This is a genomic window from Sediminispirochaeta bajacaliforniensis DSM 16054 (assembly GCF_000378205.1).
Lineage (GTDB): Bacteria > Spirochaetota > Spirochaetia > DSM-16054 > Sediminispirochaetaceae > Sediminispirochaeta > Sediminispirochaeta bajacaliforniensis.
The window spans coordinates 1-5216 of sequence record NZ_KB899456.1; the positions used below are offsets into that span (position 1 = coordinate 1).

At 44.1% G+C, this 5216-nt stretch carries 5 protein-coding genes; 3 read left to right on the forward strand and 2 right to left on the reverse strand.

Going from position 1 to position 5216, the window contains the following annotated elements:
* The 3 genes from F459_RS24230 to F459_RS0121655 form a co-directional block, all read left to right on the forward strand.
* Positions 1–2347 (forward strand): hypothetical protein (locus tag F459_RS24230; RefSeq protein WP_033302323.1); only part of this gene is annotated, 2347 nt, incomplete at its 5' end.
* A gap of 12 nt (positions 2348–2359) precedes the next feature.
* The gene (locus tag F459_RS0121650) at positions 2360–3358 is read left to right on the forward strand and encodes a formylglycine-generating enzyme family protein (RefSeq protein ID WP_020614734.1); all 999 of its coding nucleotides are present in this window, start codon (positions 2360–2362) and stop codon (positions 3356–3358) included.
* A gap of 204 nt (positions 3359–3562) precedes the next feature.
* Positions 3563–3868, forward strand: coding sequence for a hypothetical protein (locus F459_RS0121655; protein WP_020614735.1), 306 nt, complete (start codon positions 3563–3565; stop codon positions 3866–3868).
* Positions 3869–3883: 15 nt separating this feature from the next.
* Here F459_RS0121655 and F459_RS24605 read toward each other — a convergent pair whose 3' ends face one another.
* The gene (locus tag F459_RS24605; RefSeq protein WP_211214035.1) at positions 3884–4366 is read right to left on the reverse strand and encodes an IS66 family transposase; all 483 of its coding nucleotides are present in this window, start codon (positions 4364–4366) and stop codon (positions 3884–3886) included.
* Entirely contained in the window at positions 4333–4941 is a 609-nt protein-coding gene (gene tnpC, locus F459_RS24610) for an IS66 family transposase (protein WP_169517976.1), read from the reverse strand. Before tnpC ends, F459_RS24605 begins: the two co-directional genes overlap by 34 nt.
* Positions 4942–5216 lie beyond the last annotated feature (275 nt).

The following is a 5216-nucleotide window of genomic DNA, read 5'->3' on the forward strand; positions in this document are numbered from 1 at the left end:
GGAGGCGTCGATCAGGGGGAGCGCCCAGGCAGAGAAAGGAAAGGAAACGAAGGGATTGTTTAATATCCATGTAGGGTATGTGCCGGTAATGGATAAGAACAAGCCGGAGAAGGTGAAGGAAGCGGGGTACGGAGAGCTTGGAAGGATCTACGAGCAGTTTTTTATCGATGAGGCGAGGTTCGGCCGGGGGATAGCGGTGTCGGGAGCGCCGTGGTACAGCCAGAAGCTATGGGATGATGATGCAGACAACGACGGGAAGTCGGATGGCTTGCTGGGAGCGCCGACGGTAAAGACGATAGCGGATATCGGGATGGCGGTGGCGGCGAGCCTTGTGGTACCTGGCGGAGGAGTTGGGCTGCTGATGAGTGTGGGGCTGAACCTGGTGGATGATGCGTTGTTTACGATGGCGGATGTGAGTAACGGAGTTGATGCAGGAGATGCGTGGGGAAACTTTGCGAAGAAGGGGTTGACGAGTGTAGCGAGTGCGGGAATCAACATGGGTTCGGGAGTACTGGACGGAGTGATAGGGAGCACTGGGATGATGGAGGTAGGAAGCGATGTGATGCTTGCTGGAGCGCAGAGTGCGGCGAACACGTATTCGAGTGCATTTATCAACAGCCTTGACTTTGATAACTTTGGAAACAGCGGGTGGATTGACGGAGGAAGCTTTGCCCATGCGACGGGCTGGGGGACAAGCGGCTCCGGGTACCTGTCGTCGATGGGAGGATCGCTGGTGAGCAGCGGACTTGATACCGGAATTTTCGGGTATGTCGGGGATGTTTTTGGGAATGCCAGCCAGTTAAACAAGACATTGGGGAATATAACCTCTGGAGCGATAGAGTACGGAATGACGGGAAGCACGACACTGAATGTAGCGAAGGTGATGGGAACGGGAGCGCTTGAGCTGCATGTAGGAGGAGAAGGCTCGTTGTTTGATCTGGGAAGGGATGGCTATGATATGAGTTATGGAACCCTTGCCCAGTCAGTTAAAGGACTTGAAGCGTACCGAGAGAATGCAAGGATAAGGAAGTCTGGGGTAGATGAGAAGTATCGTGCAGGAATGAGGATGCTCTATAGTGCGGAAGGAATGGATGAAGGGGCTGCGAATAGAAGCTTGTATGAACAGTTGTTATCTGGAGAAACGAGGATAGAGGAGCTAGGCCGGGGAGGAAAAGAAGCTGAGACGAGGCTTGAAGAAGGGCAGAAAGTGATTCGTCTTGCAAGCCAGAGCGGAAAGAACAGAGGGCTGCATTATGGGGTGGTACTGAGTCATGAGGCGATGAGGAATGGTGTGGATGACGGAGAGCTGGGACAGGCGCAGGAGACCTTTGAATCGGTATTGAACCATACGCTGGTGGCGCAGGCGGTAGCTTCGGTCTATGGAGACGATAGCTTAACGGATAGTATGCAGAGGGATGTGGCAAAGCTGAACGAGGCGATTGAGAACAACAATTTTGCTGCTTTTGGCAATCATGCACTGAGCTCGTATGACTCGAGTGCGGATTATTGGAAAGTTATTCTTGATGATAATGGAGAAGTAACAAAAGTACTTGATGATGGTGATAAGGATATCATAACTTTTGTTGATAAGGATGAAAACATAAAATCAATACATAGAGCTTATGGCTCCTTATCAGGTCGGATTGCCGAAATAGCAGCAGGTTTTCAACTTGGTGATAATCGACAGAGCAAATCCGATATCAATAGCATAATGGTAACATCAGGACTTGATTATACTTCTAAGTTAGGCTGGCATGCCATTAGAGCTGATGCATATGATTATGGTTCAGGCTATGACCCGATATACGATGCAATAAAAAATGGTAATTATAATGATATAAAAGATATTGTTTCCGATATGAACAAAAATAGTGAGACAGATATTTCTCAGGAAATGGTTGAAGGGGCATTGGGATTGGATAAGCATTCAGCTTGTGCAATAACTTCTGCAGCAGAAATGACAAACAATTATTTGCAGTCAAAATATGGAGAAAGTTTGAATTCTTCTGATCTGTTAGAGGCTTTAAAGAAAGCTCGGGGGGAAATGTTTAATGATGAAAGTTGGGTTTTATCGTTTAACGGGATCAATGCTATGGTCGCGGCAGAAATAGGACTCGATAATTATCCTGTTTTTTATAAAACGTACGATAGTTTGGACGCCTTACAGGCAGATGGAATAAAATTTTATATGGAAAAATTTGTAAATGCGAATGATGCTGGTCGCACACACTTTGGAAGCTGGGTAAATGGAATACTCGATGACCCTGATACGACAACTAATAATAGATGGTGGAAAAGACCCGATAAACATAATTCTGTTTATTATGGTTTTAAATCCAAGTATTGAGAGTAGTAAACGATGAAAAACATACGTGTGTATTTGATCATGAGTATGATCTTGTTGGTGATATCATGTCAGAAAAGCAATGATAAAGAGACAAGAAGCACTATGCAAGTTGTTAGGGAAGGATCAGAAGTAACGAATAATATTCAAAAGAAAGAGATCCAAAAAACGTCAAAGAAGCCGCTATTTTTTGTTTCCGAAGGGAGATACGCACCTGAAATGATCTATGTTGAGGGTGGAGAGTACATGATGGGTGACCCATCGGTAAAAACAAATCAGCCACACCGTGTTGAGGTATCATCATTTTACATGTCGAAGTACATGGTAACAAATGGAGAATGGAAAGAATTTCTGGATGATGTAAAGCTTAAATTTACCTGGGACTGGGATGATGGAGTAGGGTATGGACCATTTTATAATATTGTGCCGACCGATGATTGTCCAGCGCAAGGATTGAATTGGTATTATGCTATTGTTTTCTGCAATTGGGCCAGTTTGAAGGATGGATTTGAGCCTAGTTATATAATAGAGGAATTACCGGAGAAAGAATTTCAGGAAATTTCTGTTGAATGGAATAAAGCAGCAAAGGGTTATCGTTTAGCGACAGAAGCAGAATGGGAATATGCAGCCAGGGGAGGAAAAATGTCGGAAGGATATGTGTATCCGGGAAGTAATAATGCGGAAGAAATAGGAAGATTTGGAAAAGAGCAAAAGACTTCGTACCCGGTAGGAGAGTATAAAGCAAATGAAATAGGGATTTATGATATGGGAGGAAATGCAGATGAATGGTGCTGGGATTGGTATGATGAGGTTATGTTTAAATGGCTGCCTGTTGAAAATCCCTCTGTGGATCGGAGAGAAGATGTTCACGTTAAGTTTTATCAAGGAGACGACTTAAAAATTATAAGAGGTGGCTCATGGAATACCAGCGCAAATGAGATTGGAAGAAGAAGTGCGTATCCACCAAAGAATATCTCGATGACAGGGATACGGCTTGTAAGAAATGTTGAATAAGTCTTTAGAAGAACAAAGGAAAAAGGTAGCGATAGAGGCGGTTAATGTAAAAGTCTATTTTTCTTACCCTATATAGCCTTATTTTTCCTAAGAAACAAACAATGGCCGAGTGTCAGGGATGCGAATGGGTATGCCGGTCCTTATACTCGTGGAAGTGATCATACGTATGCCTATAAAGATCAAGACGTGTATAGAGGTGAGACGGTGGCTGCAGATTCACCTTTCTACATGCGATTCGGAAATTTTACTAGCGGGGACTATTCAGGAAATATATTTGTTATAAACAGGGCCCAGACCATTGGAAACGGCTGGCTTGATGCATCAAGTAATTATCCTGAATACAGGGTTCTTGGCCATAGTATTATGGATGGCAATGGAATGCTATTAGCGAAAAAATCTGGAATTGTTTCAGCTGGATGTTTTATGAATGATGTTGAAACGCTGAATCGTACGCAGAATCAGATAACGACTTGGGGTATCGATTATCCCTATGATGTGCGTTCAACGTAAGCGGTGATTCTTACCCTATACCTTAATCTGTTCGGGAGTCAGTTTGAACGGCAGCAGTTTTTCATAATCTGACCGCTCTACACAATACGGCAGTTTGCGGAAAATATAGTAAAAATAATCATAGACTGATAGCTTCTGCAATTTTGCAGATTCAACAAGGCTATAAAGTATAGCCGAAGATTCGGCGCCGCGTTCTGTATCGGAAAACATCCAGTTCTTGCGGCCGATTACAAATGGCCGGATCGCATTCTCAGCACTGTTGTTCGACGGCGTAAGAAGCGGCTCTTCCAGATACCGTTTCAACTGCTCCCAATTATCAAGCGTGTATGATATTGCTTTTCCGAACGCCAAAGTCGGCGGAGTAATGGCCGTATTGGTTGTCAGTAATTCGAATAGCGTTTTTAGAATTGGCCCGGCTTTATGTGCTCGTTGTTTCTGAAATCCTTTTTTCGAGAAGCTTGTTCTTAAATCTTCAAGTTCAAAAGCTTCTTGATCAATTCAAGTATCTGCTTTGCCTCAGGAGCCTTAGACATCTCCCAGTATTTATAAAAATACCTCCGGGCATGCGCCCAGCACAATACATGTCGTATAGATTTGTTGCCGTCATCTCTGAGTTTCTTAAGCGCTGTATTATATGCTTCATAATCATCAGTCTGCAGCCAGCCTTTATACTCTTTCAGAAATTTATATGGAATTTCATGTGAACGGCCTGTTTCATACTGAAATACTACAGCTTTCTTTCCAGCCGCTCCTCCAAGAAACACCCACATCCAGGATTTATCCTGTGCCTTGCGTCCTTTTTCTTTCAACACCTGAACCCGAGTCTCATCGGCGTTTATTACAGAACCTGTTTTGATAGTATCCTTAAGCAGTTCATACAGCGGTCTGCATTGCTCAGCACATTTGATTGTCAACGTGCTGAGTGTAGAACGTGGAATATCTATACCTATTGCAGATAATCTCTTGCTCTGCCTGTAGAACGGAAGCGCATATTCAAACTTCTCGTTTATGCTCCATGCAAGAAGGCTCTCATCTGCAATACTTCCGGATATCAGGTGCTTAGGTGTCGCCACCGGAGGTAAATTGCAGGAAAACACCGGAATGAAATTGCAGACTCCGGCTTGAAAAAAAGGGCGGTACCGCCTTGTAATGGTTGTAGCCAAACAATCATAAAAACAAGGAGTACGCCCTACAATGCTGGAGTTACTGATGCATGAAGCACAGATGTTGAAACGACAGGGCAAGAAGATCAGAGAAATCGCTGAATCCCTCGGAAAAAGTGAACGCATGGTTCACTACTATCTGACGGAGCCCTCACGACCACGTAAAAAACGGAACTATCCGAGCA